The 26,248-nt window shown below is 69.7% G+C and carries 23 protein-coding genes and 1 pseudogene; 8 read left to right on the plus strand and 16 right to left on the minus strand.

Annotated elements, in window-relative coordinates; genetic code table 11:
• Positions 1–1,437: an amidase gene (locus tag ACZ6IE_RS09785; protein WP_464607784.1), complete on the minus strand. Its 1,437-nt coding sequence runs from the start codon at positions 1,435–1,437 to the stop codon at positions 1–3.
• Positions 1,438–1,489: 52 nt separating this feature from the next.
• On the opposite strand from ACZ6IE_RS09785, the gene ACZ6IE_RS09790 reads away from it, so the two are divergent.
• The gene (locus ACZ6IE_RS09790; RefSeq protein ID WP_464607785.1) at positions 1,490–2,299 is read left to right on the plus strand and encodes an SDR family NAD(P)-dependent oxidoreductase; all 810 of its coding nucleotides are present in this window, start codon (positions 1,490–1,492) and stop codon (positions 2,297–2,299) included.
• A gap of 63 nt (positions 2,300–2,362) precedes the next feature.
• Here the strand turns inward: ACZ6IE_RS09790 and ACZ6IE_RS09795 are convergent, their stop codons facing one another.
• The 4 genes from ACZ6IE_RS09795 to ACZ6IE_RS09810 are packed head-to-tail and all read right to left on the minus strand — an operon-like array spanning position 2,363 to position 4,908.
• Positions 2,363–2,941 (minus strand): N-acetyltransferase family protein, encoded by a 579-nt coding sequence (locus ACZ6IE_RS09795; protein ID WP_464607786.1) that lies wholly within the window; start codon positions 2,939–2,941, stop codon positions 2,363–2,365.
• Positions 2,942–2,944: 3 nt separating this feature from the next.
• Positions 2,945–3,637: a uracil-DNA glycosylase gene (locus ACZ6IE_RS09800; RefSeq protein WP_464607787.1), complete on the minus strand. Its 693-nt coding sequence runs from the start codon at positions 3,635–3,637 to the stop codon at positions 2,945–2,947.
• Between the two features lie 14 nt (positions 3,638–3,651).
• A complete protein-coding gene (locus tag ACZ6IE_RS09805; RefSeq protein WP_464607788.1) occupies positions 3,652–4,374 on the minus strand; it encodes a type 1 glutamine amidotransferase family protein in 723 nt (240 codons plus the stop codon).
• Positions 4,375–4,383: 9 nt separating this feature from the next.
• The gene (locus ACZ6IE_RS09810; protein WP_464607789.1) at positions 4,384–4,908 is read right to left on the minus strand and encodes a phosphoribosyltransferase; all 525 of its coding nucleotides are present in this window, start codon (positions 4,906–4,908) and stop codon (positions 4,384–4,386) included.
• Positions 4,909–4,954: 46 nt separating this feature from the next.
• Between ACZ6IE_RS09810 and ACZ6IE_RS09815 the strand changes: the two genes are divergently transcribed.
• Positions 4,955–6,442 (plus strand): MFS transporter, encoded by a 1,488-nt coding sequence (locus ACZ6IE_RS09815; protein WP_464607790.1) that lies wholly within the window; start codon positions 4,955–4,957, stop codon positions 6,440–6,442.
• 9 nt (positions 6,443–6,451) lie between these two features.
• On the opposite strand, the gene ACZ6IE_RS09820 is transcribed toward ACZ6IE_RS09815, so the two are convergent.
• Positions 6,452–7,243 carry an SDR family oxidoreductase gene (locus ACZ6IE_RS09820; protein ID WP_464607791.1) on the minus strand — a complete coding sequence of 264 codons (792 nt, stop codon included), beginning with the start codon at positions 7,241–7,243 and terminating at the stop codon, positions 6,452–6,454.
• A 242-nt stretch (positions 7,244–7,485) separates the two neighbouring features.
• On the opposite strand from ACZ6IE_RS09820, the gene ACZ6IE_RS09825 reads away from it, so the two are divergent.
• The 5 genes from ACZ6IE_RS09825 (at position 7,486) to ACZ6IE_RS09845 (ending at position 13,289) form a co-directional block, all read left to right on the plus strand.
• Positions 7,486–8,814: a bifunctional o-acetylhomoserine/o-acetylserine sulfhydrylase gene (locus ACZ6IE_RS09825; RefSeq protein ID WP_464607792.1), complete on the plus strand. Its 1,329-nt coding sequence runs from the start codon at positions 7,486–7,488 to the stop codon at positions 8,812–8,814.
• Between the two features lie 101 nt (positions 8,815–8,915).
• On the plus strand, positions 8,916–10,118 hold the full coding sequence (metX, locus tag ACZ6IE_RS09830) for a homoserine O-acetyltransferase MetX (protein ID WP_464607793.1): 1,203 nt from the start codon (positions 8,916–8,918) through the stop codon (positions 10,116–10,118).
• 47 nt (positions 10,119–10,165) lie between these two features.
• Positions 10,166–11,434, plus strand: coding sequence for a sensor histidine kinase (locus ACZ6IE_RS09835; RefSeq protein WP_464607794.1), 1,269 nt, complete (start codon positions 10,166–10,168; stop codon positions 11,432–11,434).
• Positions 11,431–12,630 (plus strand): hypothetical protein, encoded by a 1,200-nt coding sequence (locus tag ACZ6IE_RS09840; protein ID WP_464607795.1) that lies wholly within the window; start codon positions 11,431–11,433, stop codon positions 12,628–12,630. Before ACZ6IE_RS09835 ends, ACZ6IE_RS09840 begins: the two co-directional genes overlap by 4 nt.
• An 11-nt stretch (positions 12,631–12,641) precedes the next feature.
• Entirely contained in the window at positions 12,642–13,289 is a 648-nt protein-coding gene (locus ACZ6IE_RS09845; RefSeq protein ID WP_464607796.1) for a response regulator, read from the plus strand.
• Between the two features lie 27 nt (positions 13,290–13,316).
• On the opposite strand, the gene ACZ6IE_RS09850 is transcribed toward ACZ6IE_RS09845, so the two are convergent.
• From ACZ6IE_RS09850 to ACZ6IE_RS09880, 7 genes are all read right to left on the minus strand, one after another.
• Complete coding sequence (locus ACZ6IE_RS09850; protein ID WP_464607797.1) at positions 13,317–14,621, minus strand: MFS transporter; 1,305 nt, start codon at positions 14,619–14,621, stop codon at positions 13,317–13,319.
• A gap of 105 nt (positions 14,622–14,726) precedes the next feature.
• The gene (locus tag ACZ6IE_RS09855) at positions 14,727–15,038 is read right to left on the minus strand and encodes a thiamine-binding protein (protein ID WP_464607798.1); all 312 of its coding nucleotides are present in this window, start codon (positions 15,036–15,038) and stop codon (positions 14,727–14,729) included.
• A 17-nt stretch (positions 15,039–15,055) separates the two neighbouring features.
• Complete coding sequence (locus tag ACZ6IE_RS09860) at positions 15,056–16,414, minus strand: glycosyltransferase 87 family protein (protein ID WP_464607799.1); 1,359 nt, start codon at positions 16,412–16,414, stop codon at positions 15,056–15,058.
• 38 nt (positions 16,415–16,452) lie between these two features.
• Positions 16,453–17,988 carry an FAD-dependent oxidoreductase gene (locus ACZ6IE_RS09865; protein ID WP_464607800.1) on the minus strand — a complete coding sequence of 512 codons (1,536 nt, stop codon included), beginning with the start codon at positions 17,986–17,988 and terminating at the stop codon, positions 16,453–16,455.
• Positions 17,985–18,926, minus strand: coding sequence for an FAD:protein FMN transferase (locus ACZ6IE_RS09870; RefSeq protein ID WP_464607801.1), 942 nt, complete (start codon positions 18,924–18,926; stop codon positions 17,985–17,987). The genes ACZ6IE_RS09865 and ACZ6IE_RS09870 overlap by 4 nt, the downstream gene beginning before the upstream one ends.
• A 14-nt stretch (positions 18,927–18,940) precedes the next feature.
• Positions 18,941–19,441: an FMN-binding protein gene (locus ACZ6IE_RS09875; protein ID WP_464607802.1), complete on the minus strand. Its 501-nt coding sequence runs from the start codon at positions 19,439–19,441 to the stop codon at positions 18,941–18,943.
• Between the two features lie 165 nt (positions 19,442–19,606).
• Positions 19,607–20,479, minus strand: a complete 873-nt coding sequence (locus tag ACZ6IE_RS09880; RefSeq protein WP_464607803.1) for an ADP-dependent NAD(P)H-hydrate dehydratase — start codon at positions 20,477–20,479, stop codon at positions 19,607–19,609.
• A gap of 143 nt (positions 20,480–20,622) precedes the next feature.
• On the opposite strand from ACZ6IE_RS09880, the gene ACZ6IE_RS09885 reads away from it, so the two are divergent.
• Entirely contained in the window at positions 20,623–21,702 is a 1,080-nt protein-coding gene (locus tag ACZ6IE_RS09885) for an NADH:flavin oxidoreductase/NADH oxidase (protein ID WP_464607804.1), read from the plus strand.
• Positions 21,703–21,890: 188 nt separating this feature from the next.
• Here the strand turns inward: ACZ6IE_RS09885 and ACZ6IE_RS09890 are convergent, their stop codons facing one another.
• The 3 genes and pseudogenes from ACZ6IE_RS09890 to guaB1 form a co-directional block, all read right to left on the minus strand.
• Positions 21,891–22,955 carry a hemolysin family protein gene (locus ACZ6IE_RS09890; protein ID WP_464607805.1) on the minus strand — a complete coding sequence of 355 codons (1,065 nt, stop codon included), beginning with the start codon at positions 22,953–22,955 and terminating at the stop codon, positions 21,891–21,893.
• A gap of 305 nt (positions 22,956–23,260) precedes the next feature.
• Positions 23,261–24,583 (minus strand): annotated as a pseudogene (locus tag ACZ6IE_RS09895) (hemolysin family protein); the annotation flags it as partial.
• Positions 24,584–24,774: 191 nt separating this feature from the next.
• Positions 24,775–26,214 carry a GMP reductase gene (guaB1, locus tag ACZ6IE_RS09900; protein ID WP_464607806.1) on the minus strand — a complete coding sequence of 480 codons (1,440 nt, stop codon included), beginning with the start codon at positions 26,212–26,214 and terminating at the stop codon, positions 24,775–24,777.
• Between the last annotated feature and the right edge of the window lie 34 nt (positions 26,215–26,248).

Genomic DNA, 26,248 nt, shown 5'->3' on the forward strand with positions numbered 1-26,248 from the left:
TCAGCGCGACGCGGCGAGCGCCGGCATCCGGTTCTGCCAGCGGAGCTTGCGCTCGAGCTGCGTGCCGATCGAGATGAGCGCGGCCTCGCCACCGGGGCGACCGATGAGCTGCACGCCCATGGGTTGGCCGTCATCCGTCACCGCGACGGGCAGTGTGATGGCGGGCAGGCCCGAAGCATTCACGAATGAGGTGTGCGGGGCGTAGAGCACCTGCTGCTCGAAGTTGCGGGCCGGGTCTGTCTGGTCGTGCCATCCGTTCGGCCGCGGCGTGAGCGCGAGGCTGGGACTCAGCACGGCGTCGAAGCGGTCGAACTGGCGGATGACGCTGCGCTCGAAGCGGCCGAGCACCGACAGCACGTGCGACAGCTCGCGGGCCCCGATCTGCCGGCCAGCGCGCAGCAACTCCTGCGTGATGGGCTCGAGCAGGTCGATGCGGTCGCCGTCGACGGGCAGCGTGGCGGCCGAGACGCGCCACACGGTGCGGAAGGCATCCGGGTAGACGTTGCCGTGGTCGAGCGTGACCTCCTCGATGCCGTGTCCGAACGTGGCCAGCAACTCGACGGCCTGAGCGACGGCGGCACGGGCCTCTGGCGCGACGACGATGTCGTAGGCGTCATCCCACGGCGTGTTCGTGAGCAGCCCGATGTTGAAGCGGCCCTTCCCCCGGATCGCGACACCGAGCAGATCGCCGTCGTCGTCGTCGGGCGCGCGCAGGGCGAAGGGATGCGGGATGCGCCCGTTCTCGCGGCCGATCATGGCGTCGAGCAGCATGGCGGCGTCGCGCACGCTGCGGGCGATGGGGCCCTTGACGGCCAGACCGGCCAGCGAATCGATGCCCGAGCCCGACGGCACGAGGCCGCGCGACGGTTTGATGCCGACGAGCCCTGTCGCGGCGGCGGGGATGCGGATGGAGCCGCCACCGTCGCTCGCGGGGGCGAACGGCAGCATGCGCGCGGCCACGGCCGCAGCCGCGCCGCCCGACGATCCGCCCGCGTTGGTCTCGAGGTCGTAGGGGTTGCGCGTCGGCTCGGCGAGCGCGTTCTCGGTGTAGCCGAACAGGCCGAACTCGGGTGTGTTCGTCTTGCCCAGGCTGATCGAACCGGCGTCGTCGAGCACGCGCACGATCTCGTCGGAGGCCTGCGACACCACGCCCTCGAAGGCCTTCGAGCCGAAGGTGGTGACCGTGCCGGCGCGCTGCACGAGGTCTTTGTCGGCCAGCGGGATGCCCCAGAGCGGCGACGTCTGCGGCACCTCCTTCTCGACGAAGCGGGCCCGCTCGAGGGCGGCGTCGGCGTCGACCTGCAGGAAGGCGCCCACCTGAGGCTCGATGGCCTCGATGCGCTCGAGGAAGTGGCGGGTGACCTCGACGGGGCCGAGCTCGCCGCGCTGCAGCGACACCCAGAGTTCGACGGCTCCCAGATCGTGAATCTCGTACACGTTCCGAGCCTACTCGCCGCGCGCGTCCGGCCTGGCGCGCTACTCTCGCCCCATGGCTTACGTCTTCGACCCCATGGGTACCACTGTTCTGATCACGGGCGCTTCGAGCGGTCTGGGGCGCGGTTTCGCCGCCGAGTTCGCCCGCCGCGGCGCCGACCTCGTGCTCGTGGCGCGCCGCCGGGACAAGCTGCAGGCGCTGGCCGATGAGCTCGGCGAACGGTACGGCACGACATCCACCGTGATCGCGGCCGACCTCGCGGCCCCGGGCGGCGTGGACGAGGTGGTGGCGGGGCTTGAGGAGCGCGGCATCCGCATCGCCAGTCTCGTGAACAATGCGGGGTATGGCGTGGCGGGGCCCTTCTTGCGCTCGTCGTCGAAGGATGCCACCGGCCAGATCGACCTGAACATCACGGCGCTCGTCAAGCTCACGCACGCGCTGCTGCCGCATCTCACGGCGCACGCGGCCACGAAACCCGGCACGGGCGTGCTTCTCACGGTGTCGAGCGTCGCCGGCCACGCCCCCGTGCCCGATTTCGCGATCTATGCGGCCACGAAGGCTTTCGTGTTGTCGTTCACCGAGGCGCTCGCGTTCGAGCTCAAGGAGACGGGCGTGAAGGTTCTGGCGCTCTCCCCCGGCCCGACCGAGACCGAGTTCTTCGCCGTGGCGGGCAACGACGATCAGTCGTTCGGGCCGCGCGAGACGGTCGATCAGGTCATCCAGACGACCTTCCGGGCGCTCGATCGTGCGCGCACGCCCGCGAGTGTCGTGTCGGGGCTGCGCAACAAGGTCCAGGCTGTGGGTGCGGGCGTCCTCCCCCGCGGGCTCGTGCTCGACGTCGCCGGGCGCGTCTCGGGTCGCTGAGCACGCGCACCCGGGGGCTCCTGCACCCGGGCGCTCGGCATCCTGGCGTCAGGCGTCAGGCGGCTACTTGAGCGACTTCTGCATGAGCACGGTGCCGAGCCAGCGCTCGAACTTGAAGCCCACGCGCCCCATGCGCCCGATCTCGACGAACCCGAACTTCTCGTGCAGGGCGATGGATGACTCGGCGCCCTTGTCGGCGATCACGGCCAACATCTCTTTGAGCCCCGCCGCCTTCGACCGTTCGATGAGCTCGGCGAGCAGCACGCGCCCGAGCCCCTTACCCGTGGACGCCGCGCGCAGGTAGATCGAGTTCTCGACCGTGTAGCGGTAGGCGCGCTTCTCTTTCCACGGCGCTACGAGTGCATAGCCGAGGATCTGTTCGCTCGGCGAGACGGCCACGATGAACGGCATACCGGCCTTATTCAGGCGCTCGAATTTGGTCTTCCACTCCTTCAGCGTCATGGCGTCTTCGTCGAACGTGACGACGCTGTTGGCGACGTAGTGGTTGTAGATCTCGCGCACGTCGGGCATGTCTTCGAGCCGCGCGTCGCGGATCTCATAGTCGAACGGCGGTTCTTCGCTGGGCTTCTTCCGCAGGTGGGGCGGGAGCCGGCGTCGGGGCTGGTATTCCTCTTCGAGCACGGCTCAAGTGTAAAGCGTCCAGTCGACCGGTTTCGCGCCGCGCCCGGCCAACACCTCGTTGACGCGCGAGAACGGTTTCGACCCGAAGAATCCTCGCCTGGCCGACAGGGGGCTCGGGTGCGCGCTCTCGATCACGGGGGTGTCGCCGAGTAAAGGCTTGAGCCCCTGAGCATCCTTGCCCCACAGAATCGCGACGAGCGGCTGGTCGCGCGCCACGAGCGTGCGGATGGCATGGTCGGTCACGGCCTCCCAACCCTTCCCGCGGTGGGATGCCGCCTCCCCCGGTCGCACCGTCAGCACGCGGTTCAGCAGCATCACGCCGTTGTCGGTCCACGCGCTCAGGTCGCCGTGTTCGGGCGGCGTGACACCCAGATCATCCGCCAGCTCGCGATAGATGTTCTGCAGGCTGCGTGGCACGGGTCGCACATGTTTCTCTACCGCGAACGACAGACCGATGGGATGCCCGGGCGTCGGGTAGGGGTCTTGCCCCACGATCAGCACCCGCACGTCGCGAAGCGGCGCCCGAAAGGCCCGCAGCACGTTCTCGCCCGCCGGCAGGTATCCGCGCCCCTCGGCCGTCTCCTGCCGCAGGAAGTCGCCCAGGCGGTGGATGTCGTCCTCGACGGGTTCGAGCGCTGTCGCCCACGCGGCATCCATCGACCCGTCGGCGGCCAGTTCGGCGAGCGAATGTCTCATGCGGGAGCGGTGGATCAGCCCTCGGCGAGCGTGACGACGCGCACGCCGTTCTCGCTGCCGGAGATCTGCCAGACGCTGCCGGGGCCGACGACGCGCAGGGGGCCTTCGCCCACGACGAGCGCCGTGGCCTCGTCGATCGCCAGCACGCCCTCGACGAGCCCCGCCTCGGTGGCAGCGATGGCGCGCGCCACCGTGCCCCACTGCGCGGCGTGCACGTCGACGGTGACGTCGATGAGCCCGATGCCCTGCTGGATGGTGACATCGTCGAGTTCTTCTGAGGCTTCTTCGGGGCACACGGGCACCCCGCCGATCTGCCAGCCGCCGATGAGGGCGCGGTCGGCGGCGAGCGCGGCACCGGCCGAGTAGCCGAGGTAGGGCAGCCCGTCCGCCACCTGGCGGCGGATCTCACCCGTGACGGGTTCGAGGGCGACGGCGTAGGCGGGCGTGAGGCCGCCCGCGACGATGAGCCCGTCGATGTCGACGAGGGCCGTCTGGTCGAGCGTTCCGCCCTCGCGCACGAGAGCGACGACGGGTTCGCAGGCGCCCGAACGCTCGAGCGTGCGACGCCACGCGGCCGCGTCGTCGGTGCCGTTGCCGTCGTGCACGATGACGACGGCGATGCGCGGGATGAGGCGCTCGCCGTGCACGGCCCGTTCTGCGGCTTCGGCGATGAACGCCCCGTAGATGGCCGGTTCTGTGTCGGCCGGCATCGGCCCGCCCACGAGGTGAATACTCATCCCGTCAGCTTAGCGAGCCCGGGGGTCGCCCACCTCGACGGGAGGGAGCGCCGACCAGGGGAACGTGATCCACTGCGACGTGCTCTTCCAGTAGTAGTCGGGCACGAGCACGGTGCCGGGCTTCGTGTAGAGGGTGACGGTTTTGACGCGGGCGCCCGAGGCTCCCACGAGCTCGCGCACGAGGGCGAGCGTGCGGCCCGAATCCGAGACGTCGTCGACGAGCAGGATGTTCTTGTCGCGCAGCGAACCGCCGTCGAGCATGGGCGGGATGACGACGGGTTCGGGCAGACGCTCGTCGACGCCCGTGTAGAACTCGACGTTGAGGGCGCCGCAGCTCTTCACGCCGAGGGCGTAGGCGATCGATCCGCCGAGAAGCAGTCCGCCGCGCGCGATGGCGACGACGATGTCGGGCGTGAAACCCGAGGAGAGGACGTCGTGCGCGAGCGTGCGCGTGGCGTCTCCGAAGTCGTCCCACGTGAGGACTTCGCGCTCGGGGGTGTTCTCGGCGGCCGGAGGAGTCACATCGTTCGTCATCTTCTTAAGCTAGCGGCGTTTTGACCGCCGGTTGTAGCATCCGACAATGACGACGCCGCCCGCCCGCCCCTCACGCCTGCCACGGTCGATGGTGGGGGTCAGCGCATCCCTCATCGGATGGTTCTTCTTCGTCGAGCTGACGAGCGGCATCCTGCAGGGCTACTACGTGCCGCTCATCAGCGACCTGGTGGCGCACCTCGGCATCGTCGACGCCGACTTCAACTGGTTCGAGGCCGCTCAGCTGCTGTTGTCGGCGCTCGTCGTGCCCGTGCTCGCCAAACTCGGCGACATGATGGGCCACAAACGGATGCTGCTCATCGCGACCGTGCTCACGGCGGGAGCGACGTGGTGGCTGTGCTTCGCCAACGACTTCTGGTCGTTCCTCGCGGCCTGGGCGCTGCAGGGGTTCTACGTGGTGTGGCTGCCGCTCGAGATCGCCCTCATCTTCGAGCGCGGGCGGACGAGCGGCCAGGCGGCATCCGACACGCGCCGCGCCGCCGGACTGCTCGTCGTGGCGCTCGAGGCGGGGGCCATCCTCGGCGCGCTCGGCGCGGGCAGCATCTTCGCGGCGCTCAGCGAGAACGTCACGCTCGCGCTCATGGTGCCGGCCGTGGCCGTCACGGCCGTGTTCTTCGTGATCCTGTTCAAGGTGCCCGAATCGGAACCCCTGCCCGGGCGCACGCTCGACGTCGTGGGCTTCGTGCTGCTCTCGCTGTCGCTGCTGCTCGTGACCTCGGGGCTCACGTTCCTGCGGCTGAACGGGCCCGAGACGTGGTGGGTGTGGGCCATCATCCTGGTCGGCGTGGCGGCGATCGTGCCGTTCGGCCGGTGGGAGTTGCGGCAGAAGGATCCGGCCATCGACCTGCGCGTGCTGCGGCAGCCGACCATGTGGCCCGTGCAGCTGACGGCGGGCCTCGTGGGCATCAGCCTGCTGGGGGCGCAGGCACCGCTCAGCACCTATGCGGGCACCGACCCCGTCAACGGCTACGGGCTCGGGCTGAGCGCGTCGCAGCGATCCATCCTGATCGGCGCCTATCTGTTGTCGATGATCGTCGGCGCGCTGCTGTTCCCGCTCGTGTCGAAACGCACGAGCCCGCGCATCGCGCTCATCGTCGCCACGTTCCTGGTGGCGGGCGGATACCTGTTGTTCCTGCCGTTCCACCTCGAGACGTGGCAGGTGTTCACCAATATGGCCATCGCGGGTCTCGGCTCGGGGGCGCTCGTCGGTGCGATGCCCGCTGCGGCCGCGGCGGCGGCACCGCGCGGGCAGACCGGGGTGGCGTCGGCCCTGACGAATACGACCAAGACCATCGGCGGGTCGTTCGCGTCGGCCACGTTCGGCATCGTGCTGTTCGCGGGCGCGGCGGGCGCGGTCACATCGACGGCGTCGAGCCTCGGCGGCTACCTCGTCGTGTGGTCGGTGTGCGGCGGCGGCGCATTGGTGGCCGCCGTGCTGCTCTTCTTCGTGCCGAAGCTGGCGTTCAGCGACGAGGTCGTGGCGGATGCGGCATCCGCCACGTCGCCCGTCGCCTGAACGCCCCGGTCAGCCCTCGTCGGTGTTGCGCACCCGCAGCGCACCCTTGGACACCTTGTAGGGCGCTGCCTGGGCCACGGGCTTCACCGTGATGAGGTCGAGGTTGACGAACGGCGGCAGCTCGACGGCGTGCACGATGGTCTCGGCGATGTCGTCGGCGTACAGCGGGTCGGGCACCTCGGAGTAAACGGCGTCGGCCTTGGCCTGGTCTCCGCCGAAACGCACGAGCGAGAACTCTTCGGTGTGCACCATGCCGGGTGCCACCTCGATGACGCGGAGGGGCTCGCCGTTCAGCTCGAGCCGCAGCACCTCGAACAGCGCGCGCTCGGCGAACTTGGCCGCGTTGTAGCCGCCGCCGCCCGCATAGGCCACATGACCCGCGATCGATGTCACACCCACGATGGATGCCGAGCCACCCTCGGGGATTCCGCGGCGCAGGGCCGGCAGCAGCGCCGAGATGACCCGCTTGGTGCCGAGCACATTGATGTTGTACATGCGCGCCCAGTCGTCGACGTCGCCCTCCTCGACCGAATCGAGCCCGAAAGCCCCGCCCGCATTGTTGACGAGAACGTGGATGTCGCCGATCTCGGCCACGCGCGCGGCGAGGGCATCGACATCCGCCTGCTCGGTGAGATCGGCCACCACCCAGTCGCAGCCCGTCTCGGCGGAGAGCGCCTCGAGCCGATCGGCCCGGCGGGCCACCCCGACGACCTCCCAGCCGCGCTCGCGGAACAACCGCACGGTCGCCGCCCCAATGCCTGAACTCGCACCCGTCACCACTGCACGTCTGGTCGTCGTCATTCCCCCAGCGTATCGCCGCGGCACGCCGGTGCGCCGCGTGGCCGCCCGCCACGTTTCGCCACATTGCGCCACGTTGCGGGCCATTTGCCCGCGCCCGGCCGCACTCCTAGTCTCGAAGCGAGGCACCGCACACGTCGTCGGCCACGCACCGTCGCGTCGGCACTGCACCGCATCGCCGCAGGACCCCAGACATCCGCACGAACATCCGCTCGCATCATCCGCACCACGACCCGGGAGATCTCATGACCGACCTGAACAACCCCGACTGGAAATTCGAGACCAAGCAGATCCACACGGGTGCGCAGCCCGACCCGGTCACGAAGGCCAGGGCCGCCCCGATCTACCAGACCACGAGCTACGTGTTCGACAACGCCGAGCACGCGCAGAACCTGTTCGCGCTGTCCGAATTCGGCAACATCTACACGCGCATCCAGAACCCCACTCAGGATGTCGTCGAGCAGCGTCTCGCGGCCCTCGAGGGTGGCACGGGCGCCCTGCTCGTGGCCAGCGGCCAGTCGGCCACCACCATCGCCGTGCTCAACATCGCGCAGGCGGGCGACCACATCGTGTCGTCGTCGTCGATCTACGGCGGCACCTACAACCTGTTCAAGTACACGCTGCAGAAGCTCGGCATCGAGACGACGTTCGTCGAGAACCAGGACGACTCCGAGGAGTGGGCGCGCGCCATCCGCCCCAACACCAAGCTGCTGTTCGCCGAGACCATCGGCAACCCCAAGATCAACGTGCTCGACATCCGTCTCGTCGCGGATGTCGCGCACGACGCCGGACTGCCGCTCATCGTCGACAGCACCATCGCCACGCCCTACCTCATCCGCCCCTTCGAGCACGGTGCCGACATCGTGGTGCACTCGGCGACCAAGTTCCTCGGCGGACACGGCACGACCATCGGCGGCATCATCATCGACGGCGGCACGTTCGAGTGGTCGAAGAACGTCGAGAAGTTCCCCGGCCTCACCGAGCCCGACCCGTCCTATCACGGCGCCAGCTACACGACCGCCGTCGGCGACTCCCTGGCCTACATCATCAAGGCGCGCGTGCAGCTGCTGCGCGACCTCGGCGCCGCCATCTCGCCCAACAGCGCGTGGCTGCTCATCCAGGGCATCGAGACGCTGTCGCTGCGCATCGAGCGTCACGTGCAGAACGCGCAAGAGATCGCCGAGTGGCTCGACCAGCACCCCGACATCGCGAGCGTCAACTACTCGGGCCTGCCCTCGAGCCCCTGGTATGCGGCGGCCAACCGGTACGCCCCCAAGGGTGTCGGTGCCGTGCTCAGCTTCGAGCTGAAGGGCGGGGTGGATGCCGGGCGCGAACTCGTCAACAGCCTCACCCTCTTCTCGCACCTCGCCAACATCGGTGACGTGCGCTCGCTCGTGATCCACCCCGCGTCGACCACCCACTCGCAGCTCACGCCCGAACAGCAGCTCACGACGGGTGTCACCCCCGGCCTCGTGCGCCTGTCGGTCGGACTCGAGAACATCGACGACCTGAAGGCCGACCTCACGCAGGCGCTCGCCGCCGCCAAGCGCGTGGCCGACGCCGCGCGCGTGTAGCAACCGAGAGGTTCGCTCGCAGGCATAGCGCCACCTCCCCCGCCGCCCCGGCGTCCGTAACATGGACACCGGGGCGGCGTCGTACCGACAGAATTGAACACATGGACTGGCAGACTTCCGCGGACACCGTTCCGTCGCGCTTCGTCACCGAGGCCGAGGCGCGCACCGTGCTGGGCAAGCCGCCGGCCTCGGGCGCGTGGCGCGACGGCGACCGGCCGGGCGACCGCCGCTTCTCAGAGCTCGGTCCCCTCGACTTCGAATCGGGCGGGCATCTGCCGCATGTGCGCCTGGCCTACGAGAGCTGGGGCACGCTCACACCCGAGCGCGACAACGCCATCCTCATCTTGCACGCGCTCACGGGCGACAGCCACGTCGTCGGCCAGGGCGGCCCCGGGCACAAGACGGGCGGCTGGTGGAACGGCATCGTCGGGCCGGGCCTCGCCATCGATACCGACCGCTACTTCGTGGTCGCCCCCAACATGCTGGGCGGATGCCAGGGCTCGACCGGCCCGTCATCGTTCTCCCCCGACGGCACCGAGTGGGGTGCCCGGTTCCCCTTCACGACCATTCGCGACCAGGTCGCCGCGCAGACGCTCTTCGCCGACGCGCTCGGCATCGATCGCTTCTACGCCGTCATCGGCGGCTCGATGGGCGGCATGCACGCGCTCGAGTGGGCCGTCGCACACCCCGAGCGGGTCGCGCGGCTCGGGCTGTTGTCGGCGCCCCCCGTGACGACATCCGACCAGGTGGCGTTGAACTCGTTGCAGCTCGAGGCCATCCGCATCGACCCGCAGTGGGCGGGCGGCGACTACTACGACGCCGCCGTCGGGCAGGGGCCGCACCGGGGGCTCGCGCTGGCCCGCCGCATGGCGCTGCTCAACTACCGCAGCCCCGAAGAGCTCAACGAGCGGTTCGGGCGGTCGTGGCAGTCCGAGATCTCGCCGCTCGGAGACAACGGGCGTTGGGCCGTCGAGTCCTACCTCGACTTTCACGGCAACAAGTTCACGAGGCGCTTCGACGCCAACAGCTATCTCGTGCTCGTCGAGGCCATGAATTCGCACGACGTGGGCCGCGGGCGCGGCGGGGTGGATGCTGCGCTCGAACGCGTCACGGCCCGCACCGTGGTCATCGGCATCGACTCCGACCGGTTGTTCCCGGTCGAGGGGCAGAGCCGCATCGCCCGCGGCATCCGTTCGTCCATCGACGACGACGCGACCGTGCTGTCGTCCTCGTTCGGCCACGACGGGTTCCTCATCGAACACGAGGCCGTGGCGCGGCACCTGGCGCGGTTGCTCGCCGCCTGACGCACCCCGCACCCGCCGCGTCACCCGCGCCGGATAGGATTCCTCGTATGCCACGCGCGCCCCGAGTCGCCACCGGCAGGGGCCCGGCGGGCACCCTCCCCCGGACGTCCTTCGGCGCGGCCGAGGCCCGGCTCTCCCGGCGGGAACAGGACCGCTTCTCCTATCAGATGGGCCGCCTGTTGGCCCTCAGTGCCGCCGCATTCGGGCTCATCGGCACGGTCGTGAGCCTCGTCATCCTGTGGATCCCGGGCGTCCTCGCCCCGGGACAGGCACCCCTCGCATCGATCCCCCTCGTCCTCCTCGCGGCCGCGCACGCCCTGGCCGCGTGGCGGCCCCGAGACATCCTCATCGTCGCCGTCGTCTCGCTCGGCTTCGTCTCACTGCTCGTCATCGGCGTGCTCATGAACGGCGCCTGGAACGTGGGCAGCTCGTCGGCCATGGGCCTCATCGCGGCGCTCGGCATCGGCGGCATCGCGGCCGTGCTCGTCGTCAGCTGGCGCGAGATCCTGCTGGGGGCGCTGGCCTTCGCGTTGACGATCGCGCTCTACCTGGCGCTCCTCGCGGGCACGCCGGCCAACCTGTCGGGCGGTGTCGCGCTCATCATCACGGGGTGGGGCGTCGCCGCCACGTTCGGTGGATGGCTGGGCGCCAGTTTCCCGCGCGTCATGCGTCGCATCGGCCGCATCGGCCGCGCCTACAACATCGAGCGCCGGGCGAGCGAGACCGAGGCGCGCCGATTGCGCGACGCCCGGCTGCTGCACGACACCGCACTCGCCACCCTCACGATGCTCGCCCACTCGGGCGTGGGCGTGAACGGCGAGGCCCTGCGCCGGCAAGCGCAGTCCGACGGAGAACTGCTGCGGCGACTGCGGCTCGGCGAGACACCGCAGCCCGAGGCATCCGGCGATTATTCGCTCACCACGACGGCCGAGGTGCCCGTCGGCGCGTCTCTCGCCGGGCTGCGCTCGCGACTCGATGGCCGCGGCCTCGAGATCGACTGGCACGGCGCCGCCGAGATCGACCTGCCACCCGAACACCTCGAGGCCTTCGTGCTCGCGCTCTCGGAATGCCTCGAGAACGTGCGTCGGCACGCCCAGGTGAACCGGGCCCACGTCACGCTGAGCGACGACGAGACCGCGGCCCGCGCCGTCGTCACCGACGCCGGGGTGGGTTTCGACCCCGACGAGATTCCCGGCGGCCGACTCGGGTTTCGCGAATCCGTCATCGCCCGCCTCGACGACATCGGCGGCACCGTGCGCGTCTTCTCGGCGCGCGGGGCCGGCACCACCGTCGTGCTGGAGGTGACCAAACGATGAGCGTTCCCCTCGACACCAACCCCCGGGCCGGCCGCCGCACCGAACGCGTGCGATCGAATCTCGGAACCTCGCAACTCGGCAGCGGCCTCGCCGTGGCCGGCGCGTTCATCGTGGCGAACGGCCTCTGGCGGTTCCTCACCCACATCGGCGACTACCCGCGCCTGCCCCTCAACGTGGCCGCGTGGGCCGTCTTCGCGGTATCGGTGACGGTCATCGCGCTCATCGTGCGACGCCGCGGCTATCTGCTCGACCTGCCCGTCTTCATCCTGCTGCTCGCGGCGCTCGGCGCCACCGTGGCGCTCGACCTCACGGCCATCTGGGGCCTCAGCGGGGCCCGGCTCTACCCCTCGGCGGCCGTTGCCGTTGGCGGTGCACTCTTGGCCGCCGTCACGCTGCGCCCGGCGCGGGAGGTCGCCGTGGTCACCGGTCTGCTCGGCCTCGCGCTCATAGCCGTCTTCTTCTCGGAGCAGCGTCCCTCCCCCGCCACCATCGCACCGCAGCTGCTCACGCTCATCCTCACGGTCGGCCCCGCGTTCGTCGGCTGCGCCGTGGTCGCCTCCTACCGGCGCATGGTGCGCATGGCCCTCGACCGCGTGCTCATCCAATCGACCGTCGCGGCACCCGCCTTCGGTGTCAGCATGCTCGAGACCGAAGAACTCGCCGCGCTCGACCGCGAGGTCGAGGAGCTGTTCGCCGATGTTTCGTCCGGTCGCGAGCCGCTGCCCCTGACGCCGGCGCGGGCCTCCCGGGCCCAGGAGCTGGCCACCGAGCTGCGGCAGCACCTCGTGCAGAACCGCAGCACGAGCTGGCTCGTGCACGCCATCGCCGAATCCGAGTTCCTGGGCGACTCGATCGAGGTCGTCGACCCGCAGGGGCTCGCCGCCACGCTCGACCAGCGCCAGCGCGACGGCCTACTGAGCGCGCTGTGGCTGCTCATCAGCGCCAACCCGCGGCAGGTTCCGTCGGTCGAATTGCGCTTTCCGGCCATGCCGCTGCCGCCCGTCGACACCCCCACGCAGCGCTTCCCGCTCGTCATCGTGGTCGAGGGTGTGCGTCGTGCGGCCGTCGAGCCCGGCACCTGGCTGGGGTTCGCGCGTGTGGGAAGCTATGTCGATACCGCACGACCGCTCGGAATTACGGTAGAAATTGAGTGCACGGTCGAGAGCCCTGCCGCTCGAACACCGAGCCGTCACTGACAGGAGAACCGATGCCGAACACCCTGAGCAACATCCGACTGGCTATCGTCGACGATCACAGGATGCTCCTCGGAGCCCTCACCGAATGGGTGCGCAGCGCCGCCGACGACATCGACATGGTCGTCGCCGTGCCCACCTGGCCCGAACTCCTGACCTCGAAAGAGTTCCCCGTCGACGTCGTCCTGCTCGACCTCGACCTCAAAGACAACATCCCCGTATCGCTCAAGCTGTCGACGCTCAAGGCGGCCGGCGTGAAGACCGTGCTCATGAGCACCTACTCCGACCCCGCCGTCGTGCGCGAGGCGCTGGCCGCCGGCGCCGTCGGCTACCTCGTCAAGAGCGAAGATGCGTCCATGATCGCCGAGGCGATCCGCGCCGCCAACCGGGGCGAGTCCTACATCTCGGCCGAACTCGACCTGGCGCTCAACGCCACCCCATCGGGCGCCCCGAAGCTCAGCGCGCAGGAGCGACGCGTCATGGCCCTCTACGCCGCGGGTGAGCCCGTCAAGACGGTCGCGTTCGAGCTCAGCATCTCCGAAGAGACGGCCAAGAGCTACCTCAAGCGCATCCGCGAGAAATACCGCCTGTCGGGCCACGACGTCGGCACCAAGGTGGCGTTGCGCAAACGGGCCATCCTCGACGGCATCATCGTCGACTAGCGGCGCTGCGGCCCATCGGGGGCGAGCTTATGAACGGGTGGACGCTGCGGCATCCGCCCGTTCTGCGTTCTGATCGAGCGGCTGCGAGCCCTGTGACGCGGCGCTGCGGTGTGCGGCGCTGCGACTCTCGGTGGCGTAGCTCAGCACGGCGAGGGCGATGCCCGCGACGGTCAGAACGGCGCCCACCCAGACGGGTGAGAGGTAGCCGGCTCCGGCCGCGATGGTGACGCCGCCGAGGAAGGCTCCGAGGGCGTTGCCGATGTTCAGGGCGGAGTGGTTCAGGGCGGCGGCGATGGATTGGCTGTCGCCCGCGACATCCATCAAGCGGGTCTGGATGGTCGGGCCGATGCCCTGCGCCGCGAAACCGGTCGCGAACACGAAGAAGAACAGGGCCGGCAACCAGGCGGCCGTGAGGGCGAGCCCGACGAGCACCACGAGCATGAGCGGGAAGAACGTGAAGAGTGAGAGTTTGACGCTCTTGTCGGCGATGTGGCCGCCCACGAAGTTGCCGATGGTCATGCCGAGGCCGATGGCGAAGAGCACCCAGGGCACGAGGCCAGCGCTCTCGCCCGTGACATCGGTGACGATGGGCGCGATGTAGCTGTAGACGGCGAAGAAACCGCCGAACCCGATCGAGCCGATGAGGAGGGCGAACCACACCTGGGCGCGCGTGAACGCCTTGAGCTCCTTGCGCATGGTCTGGCCGGCGTCGCCCGGCTGCTGCGGAACCGCGAACCACACGGCCGCGGTGGCGAGGGCGAAGACGATGGCGACGAGGAAGTAGGCCGAGCGCCAGCCGAACGACTGGCCCACGAACGTCGCGAGCGGCACGCCGATCATGTTGGCGATCGTGAGGCCCGACATGACGAGGGCCACGCCGCGGGCGCGCCGGCCGGGACCCATGAGCCTGGCCGCGACGAGCGAGGCGATGCCGAAGTAGGCGCCGTGCGGGATGCCGGCGACGAAACGCGAGATGAGTACCGTCTCGAACGTGGGCGCGAGGGAGGTCGCGACCGTTGCGACCGTGAAAGCCGCGCCCAGGATGACGAGCACGTAGCGCCGGGGGTAGCGGGCGACGAAAGCCGCGATGGTGGGCGCGCCCACGACGACGCCGAGGGCATAGGCGCTGATGAGCCATCCCGCCTGCGCGTTGGCGTGCTCGGCCGAATCGGCGAACAGCGCGGGCAGCAGGTCGCGCGCGATGTCGGGCAGCAGGCCCATGGCGACGAACTCGGTCGTGCCGATGCCGAACGACCCGATGGCGAGGGCGATCAGGGCAAGACGAATGCGGGTCGACGACAGCGGTGTCGACCCGTCGGTGGCGGCAGGCATGCGCTCAGTCTAGGCGCGTTGTCGCCGGGAATCGAATCGATTCGATTATCTGGCGATCCCCGCAGCCGGGCGCCGGGTGCGCGCAGAGCCGGGTCGCCGCGTGTGCTACTCCGCGATGCGGTCGAGGGCACCCTCGAGGCGGTCGACCTTGCCCGTGAGCTCGCCCGTGTGGCCGGGGCGGATGTCGGCCTTCAACACTAGCGAAACGCGCGGCCCGAAGGCGCCGACGGCCTCGGTGGCGCGGCGGATGACGTCGAAGACCTCGTCCCACTCCCCCTCGAGCGTCGTGAACATCGAGTCGGTGTGGTTCGGCAGACCCGATTCGCGCACGATCTTGACGGCGGCGGCTACGGCGTCGTGCACCGAGGCATCCTCGTTCGAGCCGCCGGATGGGGCGACGCTGAAAGCGACCAACATGATTTCTCCTCGGATGGTTAGGCGGATGCGTGCGGGACCGCGGCCCGGGCCTCGGAGCCCGCGCGCCAGATCTCGAGCGCGACGATGACGAGCATGACGGCGAGGCCGGCGTTCCGCAGGGTGATGAGCAGCACCATCCAGGCCTGGGTCTGCACGAGCGCGTCGTAGTAGTAGGGGTAGATGATCTGCGTCATGGCCGCGACCACGAGGGCGAGACCGGCCAGCAGCGGCGTGCGTCGGCCGCCCACGACGATGAGCGCGGCGACGGGCGCGACGAGCCAGGAGAGGTACTGCGGCGACCCCACCTTGTTGAAGACGATGAAGACCAGCACGAGGGCCAGGGCCACTTGGGGGAAGAGGCGCACGGCCGCGGCGCCGGCCCGCGTGGCGCGCCATCCGAACCAGGCCACGACGGCGAGGGCGATCACGAGCAGCGGCGTCATGAGGGTCGAAACGACGCCCGCGCCCGTTCCGGTCAGCTGGAAGGTGAGGATTTCTCGGTCGAAGTAGGTCGTGAAACCGGGCGCCCCGAACGAGGTGGCCCACAGGTAAGGCACCGCGATGGGCGATTCGATCTGGATGCCGCGCCCCGTCTGCTCGGTGATGAAACTGAAAACCGTGAGGCCCGAGCCCGCGACGAGCGCCGCCGCGACGATGACGACCGAGGTGCCGGCGGCCGCAGCGGCCACCCGCCACCGGCTGCGCAGCACGATGAAGGCCGCCGCCAGGATCGCGGCCGGCCAGATCTTGATCCACGTGGCCACGGCGAGCAGCACCGACGCGACGACGGGGCGGTTCACGGCGATCAGCATGGCGATGAGCGACAGGGATGCCGTGAGCGCATCGAGCCGGGCCACGCCGATGACGCCGAACAGCAGGAGGAATGCGAGCCACCACCAGGCGGCCAGGAACCGGGCGCGCGTGCGGGTGCCACGCTGGGCGCTGCCGAGGAGGAACGCGAACGCCACGGCATCCAGAGCGGCCACGAGGACGAGCCAGGCGAAGCCGTAGCCCACCACGCTCGTGCCGCCGATGAGCGGGATCGCCATGGGCACGAGCGCCGCGATCGGGTAGACCCAGACGGCGTCGATGCCGACGACCGGTCCCCCGGCGAGCGCCTGCTGCATCCAGCCGAGGTAGACGCCCGTGACGTCGTTGAGCGGTGTGTTGGGGGCGTAGACGACGCCGAGCGAGACCACGACGTGGACGACGACGAAGGCCGCCCAGAGGACGGGGGCCGACCAGAGCAGACCGCCGGCCGGGAAGGAGGCCGCGGCAGCGGCAGCGCGGGATCCGGACGTGGCAGCGGCATCGCCGGAGCTGAATCCAGACACGGAGCGGGGCGCGGCGGCGGACGAAGACGGTTCGGAAGACATCGCCCTCATCCTATTGTTCGGCCGCGCCCCGCCGCCGATCAATACCCCGAGAAGTAGTCGCTGTGAACCCGGCGCACACCGGCCTGTCGCAGGGCGGGCTTGAGCGCGTCGACAAGCCCGGGAGGGCCCGAGATCAGCGTCGTGCGCTCGGTCAGGTCGGGCACGTGCTCGCGCAACCGGTCGCCGTCGATGCGCCCCGCGCCGATGTACTTCCATCCGGCCGGCAGCGTGTCGGGCGCCTCGGGAGCCGAGATGAACACGCGGGCCCCCGACGCTTCGAGTTCGGGCAGATAGGCGAGGGCTTCGACATCCGACACCGCGTAGACGAGCACGACGTCGCGGTTCTCGCCGCGGCGCTGCGCATCGGTCAGTTGCGAGACGAACGGCGTGACACCGATGCCCGCGGCGACGAGCAGCAGGGGCGTTGCCGGGTCCGCGGGCAACAGGAAGTCGCCCCACACGCCCGTGGCCGAGATGCGCTGGCCGGGCTCGAGGCCGACGAGCGCGCGTTTCAGCGACGACGCCGGCTCGGGCAGGCTGAACGCGATCGCGACGGGTGCCGGCGTATCGGTCGGATGCGCGGCCGAGGGCGCCGACACCAGGCTGAAGACGCGGCGGTTGCCCCGCTTGTCGGCGGGCCCGTGCGGCACGGTCACCTCGAGGTATTGGCCGGCGACGTAACGCACGGGCGCACTCGGCTGGAACGTGAGCTCGACGGTTCCGGGCGTCGGGCGCCGCTGGCCTACCAGACTCAGGCGGATGCGGCGGCGCTGGCCGAAGGCGAAAGCCACGAGGTTGGCCACGAGGAGCGCCAGCTCGGGCGACGAGTACAGCACTTCGAACAGGTTGAACGGGATGGCGAACAGCACGGCCGCGATGGTCGCCACCACGAACTGCTGCCAGCGCCGCGGCGGCAGGGTGAGCGGCTCGGACAGCATGAACCCGGCGATGAAGATGATCGGGTAGGACGCCAGGGCCGTGCCGACGGCACCCCCGACATCCTGGCCGAAGAGGAGCAGGCGGACCGTGACGATGACGAGGGACACGAGGATGAACCATCCGCCGATGCCGAGCCGACGCGTGCGATAGAGGATGAGGAACGCCCCGACGGCCACGAACGGCAGTAGCGGTGTGGTGGCCACCCACCAGATCGACGGGTCGATGGCCGTGACCGTGACGAAGAACGCACCGAACGCGGCGGGGTTGAAGATGTGACGCCCCCGCACCGCCAGCGCGTATTTGCTCGCCGTGGCGACCGCGCCGGCCAGCACGATGCCGCCGAGACCCGCCGGCTCGAGCGACGGCTGCAGGATGAAGAAGAGGAGGAGGCCCGTGATGATGGCCGAGCCGTCCTGCGGGCGCACCCGGAACAGCAGACCGAACACGCGCCCGGCCACGAGACACGTGAGCACGGCGGCCGCGGCGCTGCCGAGCAACACCAGCGGGTCGAACGATATGAGGTCGGGCGAGAGCACCGAGAAGATGAGCGTGACCGCGAGGAGGGCGAACAGCACGCCCACCACGAGGGTGTACATGCCCACGCGGCCCAAGCGCACATCGAGCAGTCGTTTCATACGAAGATCTCTCCCTGAAAAGTGGGGGTGCGTTCGAGGCGACCCGACGAGAAGATGCGGACCCCGTCGGCGCCGAACTCCTGGCGGAGCAACGTGGGGTCGGTGAAGAAGAGTGCTGTGGCCACGCCGTCGGCCGTGCGGGCGTCGGCGGCGAGGGCCCAGGTGGCGGCGACCTGCGGCGTCGGGAGCCCCGTTCGGCCGTCGATCACGTGGTGCAGCCCATTGCCCCAGGCCCGCCGGTTGGTGGCCGAAGCGCACAGGGCGGCGTCGCCGAGTTCGACGACTCCGATCGCTTTCGAGGGGTCGTACGGATGCTCGAGGGCCACGCGGATGGGCGTACCCCGTCGGAACAGATCGCCAGAGGCATCCACCGTGAACGTGTCGAAGCCGGCGTCGTCGAGCAGCGCCGCGACGAGGTCGACGAGGTAACCCTTGCCGGCCGCACCCACGTCGACCGTCACGGGGCGCGTGGTGTGCACCACGGAACCGGCCCGCAACTCGGATGCGTCGTCGACGACATCCGCCAGACCCGGCACGGTCGCCGAGACATCCTGCCCGGCCGGGGCAACCGCGGCAACGGCGGCGGCCGCGGCGGCCGCGGGCACGAGCGAATACTGCGCGTCGTAGCCCAACGCCACGAGCGTGTCCCCGACGAACGGCGTCACGGCCCCCGCGGTGACCCGGTGGAGCCGCTCGTAGACCTCGATGAGCGGCTGCGCGTCGGCGGGAACCCGGTAGGCGCCCGCCGAACGCGCCAGCCGCGTCACGAGCGAGTCCTCGCGAAAACGCGAGTAGTCGCGGTCGAACTGATCGATGCGCGCGGCGATCGCCTGACGCAGGGCCGACGGCACCTCACGGTCGGTGTCGATCTGCCACCGCGTGCCGATGGCGTCGAAGACCCACGCCTCGGGCTCCCGCTGGGCGGATGTCGGTGCCACGGCCTCGACCGACACTAGGAGGCGTCGGCGATGATCTTGTCGATGGCGTCGTTGAAGCCGCCGCTCGTGAGCGACGACCCGGCCACCTTCGACACGTTGAGGTCGTCGATCGATTTGCCCACGACGACGTCGTTGATACCGTCGACGAATTCACCCTGATACTTCTTAGAGTTCGGGTTGGTGGCGTTCGACGTGACGTCGAGGTCTTCGATGACGCCGCCCGCGAGGGTCAGCTTCACGGTGATCGACTCTTCTCCACCCGGGGAGTTGTAGGAGCCGTCTTCCGTGTAGGTGCCGTCTTTCAGCGCGCTGGCGTCGGCACCCGAACCGGCGGCGCCCGACGACGACTCGGAGGTGGAGCCAGCGGCCGGCGTGCTCGCGCTGGTGCTGCCGCTGCCGGACGCACCGCCCGTGCCCTCGGCGTCGGCCCCGGCGGAGGAGCACCCCGCGAGGCCCCCGATCACGGCGATTCCGGCGAGTGCTACGGCGGTGTTCTGTCGAGTACTGGTCTTCATGGTGATCTGCTCCCTGTGGCGGTAGATGTGGTCCAACCGTAGGAAGCGAACCGCGGCTACTACTGGGAACATTCTATGAACAGGCTATGCGCCCGAAGCCCGGAATGACGCGGCATCCGAAGAAGTTCCCGTGAATCCGGGCGACGCCGATGGGTTACCTGAACGTTAGTGTGAGGCCGGATTCAAGCAACTTTTTATCGCCGATCCGACCGCGTCGGCCACGTCGAGCGCCGCGATCGGTCCCCCGCTCGACGCCAGCTCGGCGGCCCGCGCGTGCAGCAGGGCACCCGTGGCGGCCAGAGGGGCCAGCGCTGCCGCGTCTGCGTCGATCTCGTCGCGGTGCGTGGCCACGAGCGCGCCCAGCACCCCGCCGAGCACGTCACCCGAGCCGGCGGTCGCGAGCCAGGAGGGCGCCCCCGAGACCGTGAGGCGTGTTCCGTCCGGGTCCGCGATGTACGTCGTGTTGCCCTTCAGCAGCACCACCGAGCCCGAAACCTCGGCGGCACGCACGGCCCAGTCGCCCGGGGCGTTCTTCACGGCATCCACATCGGTGTCGATGCCCGCGCGCCCGAGCAGCACCACGAGTTCGGAGAAATGCGGCGTGAGGATCGTCTTCGTGCGTTCACTGCCCGGGCCCGCGTGCACGCGATGGTCGGCGAAGAGGCCGAGCACGCCCGCATCGATCACGGCGGGGTCCCCCGATTCGAGAGCACGGATGATGCGGGCCCGACGCTTCGGCTTCAGCGCCCGCTCGTCGATGCCCGAGCCGATCACCCAGGCCTGCACGCGTCCGTCGGCCGTGACGACCTCGGGCCGCCGGGCCAGCACCAACTCGCTCGGATGCCGCGGCCCCAGGTAGCGCACCATCCCCACGCCCGTGCGGTGCGCCGCCTGCACGCTCAGCACGGCGGCGCCCGGGTAGGACGTCGAACCCGTGATCGCGCCCAGCACCCCGCGCGAGTACTTGTCGTCGCCCGGTGCGGGCACGGCGATCCACCGTGCCGCGTCGTCATCCGTGAAAGCCGTCCACTCGCTCATGTCTCCACCCTACGGCCGGAATATCTGGCGGCGCAGGCGGCTTGTCTCCTGTGGCGCGCGCGTGTTCGCACCGCATCGCCCCCACCGCCGTCGATCGGCGGCCATCCCCGTCGCTCAGCTCGCTCAGCCCTACAAGGAGCAGGATGTCTCACCTCTTCAGCCCCCTCACCGTCCGCACGCTCACCCTGCGCAACCGCCTCTGGGTGGCGCCCATGTGCCAGTACTCGGTCATGGAACGCGACGGCATCCCGGTCGACTGGCACCTCGTCCACCTCGGCCAGTACGCATCGGGCGGCGCCGGTCTCGTCGTCACCGAAGCCACGGCCGTCAGCCCCGAGGGCCGCATCTCGCCCGAGGACACCGGCATCTGGAGCGACGAACAGAAGGATGCCTGGGTGCGCATCGTCGACTTCCTCCACTCCCAGGGTGCGGCCGCCGGCATTCAGCTCGCGCACGCGGGGCGCAAGGCCTCCACCTTCGCGCCGTGGGGACCGCACACGGGCCACGGTTCGGTGCCCCTCTCCGACGGCGGCTGGCAGACCGTCGGCCCGTCGGCCGTTCCCTTCGGCGACTACGCCACCCCCGAGGCGCTCGACGCCGACGGCATCGAGAAGGTCGTCGAGGACTTCCGCAGCGCCGCCGTGCGTGCGCGACTGGCCGGGTTCGACGTGCTCGAGATCCACGCCGCCCACGGCTACCTGCTGCACCAGTTCCTGTCTCCCCTGTCGAACGACCGCACCGACGAATACGGTGGCTCGCTCGAGAACCGGGCCCGCCTGCTGCTGCGCGTGATCGAAGCCATCCGCGAGGTCGCCGGCGATCTGGCCCTCTTCGTGCGCTTCTCGGCCAGCGACTGGACCGAGGGCGGCTGGAACGAGGATGACACCGCCACCGTCGCCGGTTGGGCCCGAGACGCCGGTGCCGATCTCTTCGACATCTCGTCGGGCGGCAACGTGCCCGCGGCCAACATCACGGTCGGACCGGGCTACCAGGTGCCTTTCGCCGCGCACGTGAAGCAGCAGGCCGGCGTTCCGGTCTCGGCCGTCGGTCTCATCACCGAGCCGGCCCAGGCCGACAAGATCGTCGCGACCGGTGACGCCGACGCCGTCATGGCCGGGCGCGAATTCCTGCGCGACCCGCATTTCGCGGCCCGTGCGGCTTTCGAGCTGGGTGACACGCTCGACTACCTGCCCGGCCAGTACGAGCGCGCGCCGCGCGGCTAGCTCGCCTCGGGCGCTCTGGCGCTGGCACACGAAAGGCGGCCATCCCCTCGGGGGTGGCCGCCTTTCGTGATGTCCAGCCGAATGCGGGGTCCTCAGGCCGTCGGGCCGTCAGGCCGTCACGCCGTCACGCCGTCACGCCGTCACGCCGTCACGCCGTCAGCCCATCGTGCCGTCACGCTGTCAGCCCGTCAGCCGCGCTGACGCTGCCCGCGCTGCGTCGCGTCTTCGACCTCGCCGACGAGCTCCTCGATGATGTCCTCGAGGAACAGCACGCCCGTGGTCGTGCCCTCGGTGTCGAACGTGCGCGCGAGGTGCGAACCGCTGCGGCGCATCGACGTGAGCGCGTCTTCGAGATCGGTGTCGTCGAAGATGGACACCAGCTGGCGCACGCGCTTCGACGGGATCGGCAGGGTCTCCTCCCCCGGCTCCTCGTCGGCTTCGAGCTTCAGGACGTCTTTCAGGTGGAGATATCCCACGGGCGCCTGCTCGTCGTCGACGACCACGTATCGCGAGAACCCGTGGCGGGCCACCGCGCGCTCGAGGTCTTCGGTCGTCGCGTTCTCGCCCAGCGTCACGAGTTGGTCGAGCGGCACGGCCACGTCGCGGGCCTTCTTCTCGGTGAACTCGAAAGCAGCGACGAGCGCGCCGGTCGAGTCTTCGAGCACGCCCTCTCGCGTCGACTGGCCGACGATGGTGGCGACCTCATCCAGCGTGAATGTCGAGGCCGCCTCGTCTTTCGGCTCGACGCGGAACAACCGCAGCACGAGGTTGGCGACGGCGTTGAGCGACCAGATGATGGGTTTGAACACGCGCGACACGAACACCAGCGGCGGGGCCAGCAGCAGCACGGCGCGGTCGGGAATCGAGAACGACAGGTTCTTGGGCACCATCTCGCCGAAGACCACGTGCAGGTAGGACACCACGATCAGCGCGATGACGAACGCGATGGTCGAGATGAACTCTTCTGGCAGACCCGTGAGCGCCAGCGGCACCTCGAGCAGGTGGTGGATGGCGGGTTCGGAGACGTTCAGGATGAGCAGCGAACACACCGTGATGCCGAGCTGGCTCGTGGCCAGCATGAGCGTGGCGTGTTCCATGGCCCAGAGCGCCGTGATGGCGCTGCGCTTGCCCTGTTCGGCGAGCGGTTCGATCTGCGAGCGGCGGGCCGAGATGACGGCGAACTCGGCGCCGACGAAGAAGGCGTTGCCGAGCAGCAGCACGACGAGCCAGGCTATTCCTGCCCAATCGCTCATGATCGGTCTCCCTTCTTCGTGGCGGGGCGTTCAGTGCGGTCAACGGTTTCAACCGATTCGGCGGGTTCGCCGCGGCCCTCGAGCACGGCGTCGGCCGCGCGCGTGCGGGCGGACTTCGCCGAGGTCGCGGTCTGGTCGCGCTTCTCGGACTGTGCGGCGCGGGCGGCTTCCCGTGTCGCGTCGCGCGTGGCGTCGCGGCCGGCTCGGTCGGCGGCGCGGTCTGCTCGATCGGACGCGCGTTCGGCGCGGTCTGCCGCGCGAGTGGCTTCGCGCTCGGCAGATCGGGCGGCGCGGGCCGACGAACCCTCGCGCCCGTCGGCCTCGTCGCTCTCGTCGACGGGGCGTTCGGTGAAGCGCAAACGGTCGATGCGGCGCCCGTCGAGGCGTTCCACCTTCAGCGTGCCGTCGGCGGTCTCGACCTCGTCGCCCTGTTCGGGCAGGCGACCGAGCTCGCTCATCACGAAACCGGCGACGGTCTCGTACGGCCCGTCCTCTGGCACGTGGATGCCCGTGCTCTCGAGCAATTCGTCGGGCCTCAGGCTGCCGGGGAACGCGATCGACCCGCGGGCGCGCACGATGCCGGCGCGCGTGCGGTCGTGTTCGTCGACCACTTCGCCGACGATCTCTTCGACCAGGTCTTCGAGCGTGGCGACACCGGCCGTTCCGCCGTATTCGTCGAGCACGACGGCCATCTGATAGCCGCGTCCGCGCAGCTCGGAGAGGAGCGTGTCGAGGCGCATGGTCTCTGGCACCCGGATCGCCTCGGTCATCAGGGCGGATGCTGGCACCTCGGAACGTCGGGCACGCGGAACGGCGACGGCCTGCTTCACGTGCACGACGCCGACGATGTCGTCGATGCCCTCGTCGACCACGGGGAACCGCGAGTAGCCCGTCGATCGGGCGAGATCGACGACGGCCTGGGCAGAATCGGTGCGCTGCACCCAGGCCACGCGTGGCCGGGGCGTCATCACATCGGATGCGTCGTGGTTGGCGAATTGCAGCGTGCGGTTGAGCAGCGTGGCGGTGTCTTGCTCGAGCACCCCCGCGCTGGCGGAGCGCCGCACGAGGCTCGAGAGCTCTTCGGCCGTGCGAGCGCCGGACAGCTCTTCCTTCGGCTCGATGCCGACCGAGCGCAGCAACCCGTTGGCGCTGCCGTTCAACACGACGATGGCCGGTTTGAACACGGTCGTGAAGAGCGTCTGGAACGGGATGACGAGTTTGGCGGTCTGGATGGGCAGGGCCAGCGCGAAGTTCTTGGGCACGAGCTCGCCGATCACCATCGACGCGAGCGTGGCGATCACGAGCGCGATGGGGGTGGCGACGACGGGCACGAGGTCTTCGGGCAGACCGACGGCACCGAGCGGGCCGGCCAGGAGCGACGACAGCGCCGGCTCCATGGTGTAACCCGTGAGCAGCGTCGTGAGCGTGATGCCCAGCTGCGCGCTCGAGAGGTGTGTCGACGTGATGCGCAGCGCGGCGATCGTCATGCTGAGCTTGGTCTCACCGCGCTCGCGCCGGGCTTCGAGGTCGGAACGGTCGAGGTTGACGAGCGCGAACTCGCTGGCCACGAACAGACCGGTGCCGATCGTGAGCACGATGCCGACGCCGAGCATGATCCACTCGTACATCACGCGAACACCACCCCGAATCGGGTGCTCAGAACGGCAGCGCCGGGGAGTAGCCCCTGTGGGGTGCCGCGGAAGGGCCTAGATGAAGAAGTCAGGGACACAGACGATGAAGGAGGGTCATCCATTATTCGCCCAACTATACCGGCGAACCCTGGGTCTCACCAGGCAGCCCGCCCACCGGGAAGGGTGTCTTACCAGGAGACGGGCAGGGCCTTGCCTTCTTCGTAACCCGATGCCGATTGCAGGCCCACGCGGGCGCGCTCACGGAACTCGGCCAGCGACGTCGCCCCCGCGTAGGTGAAGGACGAGCGGAGGCCCGACGTGATCATGTCGAGCAGGTCTTCGAGCGAGGGGCGCAGCGGGTCGAGGTAGATCTTGGATGACGAGATGCCCTCGGCGAAGAGCATCTTGCGCGCGAGCTCGTAGGGGTCGAGGCGGCCGAAGCGCTCGACGACGGCCTTGGTCGACGCCATGCCCCAGCTCTCTTTATAAAGCCGACCGTCGTCGTCGGTGCGCAGATTGCCCGGCGCCTCGATCGTGCCGGCGAACCACGAGCCCACCATGACACTGGATGCTCCGGCCGCCAGTGCGAGGGCCACATCGCGCGGGTAGCGCACGCCGCCGTCGGCCCACACGTGTGCGCCCAGCTCGGTCGCCGTCTCGGCGGTCTCGAGCACGGCCGAGAACTGCGGGCGCCCGACGGCCGTCATCATGCGCGTCGTGCACATGGCGCCGGGGCCGACGCCCACCTTGATGATGTTGGCGCCCGCGCCCACGAGGTCGCGCACACCGGCTTCTGACACGACGTTGCCGGCAACGAGCGGAATGCCCAGGTCGAGCTTCGACACGGTTGCGAGCGCTTCGATCATGCCCTCCTGGTGCCCGTGGGCCGTGTCGAGCACGAGCACGTCGACGCCGGCGCGGGCCAGGGCGGATGCCTTGGCCGCCACGTCTCCGTTGATGCCGAGCGCCGAGGCCACGACGAGTCGTCCGTCGCTGTCGAGCGCGGGGGTGTAGAGCGTGGAACGCAGCGCCGAGGTGCGGCTGAGCGTGCCGATGACGATGCCGTGTCGCAGCACGGGCGCGAAGTCGAGATCGGCCGCGACCATGATGTCGAAGGCAGCGCGCGCCGTCGGCACGTCGTCGGCGTCGATCGACGCCACCGAGCCGTGCAACAGGTTGCCGAGGGTGGCATCGGCGAGCGCCGAGCCCAGGCGGGTCGAGGGGATGGCGCCGAGGAACCGCCCGTGGTCGTCTTCCACCACCACGCCGTGCCCCGAGACGGGCGGCAGCGCGAGCAGGGCGTCGGCCACGGTCGCATCCGCCGTCATGCGCACGGGTGTGTCGAACGCGGTCGGCTGGTCTTTGACCCACCGGATGGCGTGGTCGAGGTCTTGCAATGGCAGGTCCTGCGGCAGCACGCCGAGTCCGCCCCGCCGGGCGAGGGATGCCGCCAGCCGCGGGCCCGTGACCGAGTTCATGTTGGCCGACACGATGGGGATCTGGGCACCCGTGCCGTCGTCGGTGGCGAGCGAGACATCCATTCTGCTCGTGATGCCGGACCGCGAGGGCACCAGGAAGACATCGGAATAGGTCAGATCGAAGGCGGGCGCTTGGCCGTAGAACTCCATACCTGTAACGCTAACGCCACCTCCTGACAATGCG

This window comes from Okibacterium sp. AC114 (genome assembly GCF_979253355.1).